The organism is Actinomadura sp. NPDC048032 (assembly GCF_040653175.1).
GTDB lineage: Bacteria > Actinomycetota > Actinomycetes > Streptosporangiales > Streptosporangiaceae > Spirillospora > Spirillospora verrucosospora.
Window position 1 is genome coordinate 1 of the sequence record NZ_JBEZJP010000810.1, and the last position, 1286, is coordinate 1286.

General features: G+C 71.9%; 1 protein-coding gene and 1 riboswitch. The gene reads left to right on the forward strand.

Going from position 1 to position 1286, the window contains the following annotated elements; all coding sequences use genetic code 11:
* A partial coding sequence (locus AB0C69_RS42405) for a C40 family peptidase (RefSeq protein WP_360362634.1) occupies window positions 1-550 on the forward strand: 550 nt, incomplete at its 5' end.
* 495 nt (window positions 551-1045) lie between these two features.
* Window positions 1046-1244, forward strand: a riboswitch (cyclic di-AMP (ydaO/yuaA leader).
* Window positions 1245-1286 lie beyond the last annotated feature (42 nt).

A 1286-nucleotide genomic window follows, 5' to 3' on the forward strand; every position in this document is an offset into this window, starting at 1 on the left:
GGCCGAACCCCTGCGCACCGACGAGCCCGCCGTCGTGGACGAGCAGGACGAGCTGAAGAAGCAGAAGCAGGACCTCGACAAGCAGGTGCAGAAGCAGAAGGCGCTCATGCGCCGGCTCGGCGGCGGGAGCACCCCCTCCCGCCCGGGCGGTGGCGGCCCCACGGGCGGCACCTACAACGGCCCGGCGAGCGGCCCGGCCCGCACGGCGCTCAACTTCGCCTACGCGCAGCTCGGCAAGCCCTACTCCTACGGCGCCGAGGGCCCGGACTCCTACGACTGCTCCGGCCTGACCATGAAGGCCTGGGCCGCCGCGGGCGTCAGCATCACCCGCACCACCAACACCCAGTACGCCTACACCAGCTCCAAGCGGGTCGCCTGGAACAACATGCAGCCCGGTGATCTGGTGTTCTTCAGCAACCTCGGCCACGTCGGCCTCTACGTGGGCGGCGGCAAGATGATCCACGCGCCGCACACCGGCGACGTCGTCAAGATCAGCGACATCAGCTCCGGCTACTACAAGGACAACTTCTACGGCGCCGGGCGCCCCTGACGCACCCCCTGACCCCCTGCTCCACGGGCGTCACGGGACCTCCATCGACAACGGACCAGGTCTGACCTGGTCCGTTGTTGATTTTGGGGGGGTTTGCCTTCTTTTGGGGTTTTGGTACCTTTGCACCACTCACGGCGCCCTCCAGACGCCGTGGACCCGCGGCGCCCACCTGGCGCCCCGGCCCCACGCGGCGCATCCAGCACCCGCGTGACGGCGGCGCGAGCCACGCGCCGCTCCCCCCAGGCGGCACGCCCCACGTGCCGTCCCGCGGCGCCCGAAGGCGCCGCACGGTCTCGTCGCAGACCCGGCCGACCCCGTCCACCGTGCGCACGCCCGCAGCGTGCATGGCGCTGAGCGCGCAGCCGCGGTGGCGTACACGGGGCAGGCCCCGGACGGTCCCCGGAGACGGGCCGCCGTCCGCCCACAACACAAGGCGCCGCTCGTTCGCACGCGGGAGACAGGTCCCGCGCCGGGCCCCATCTCGCCCCCAGGATCGCAGCGGCAGCGCCGAATCCGCCTCAGCGCGGAACCGGGGACCCATCTGCGCCGGAGTCCGGAGGAATTCTCCGGACGGGCATTCCGGCACCCGGGGTGAATCGGCGCGTCTCTCCCGGCAGTCCGGTGAGAGCCGCCGTAGGGCCACTTCCACGCCCGAACCCGTCAGCTAACCCGGTAGGCGTCTGGAAGAGAAGGAGTGAATCCCGCAGCGTTACCTGGGGCGGGGGGCCCCCCGCGC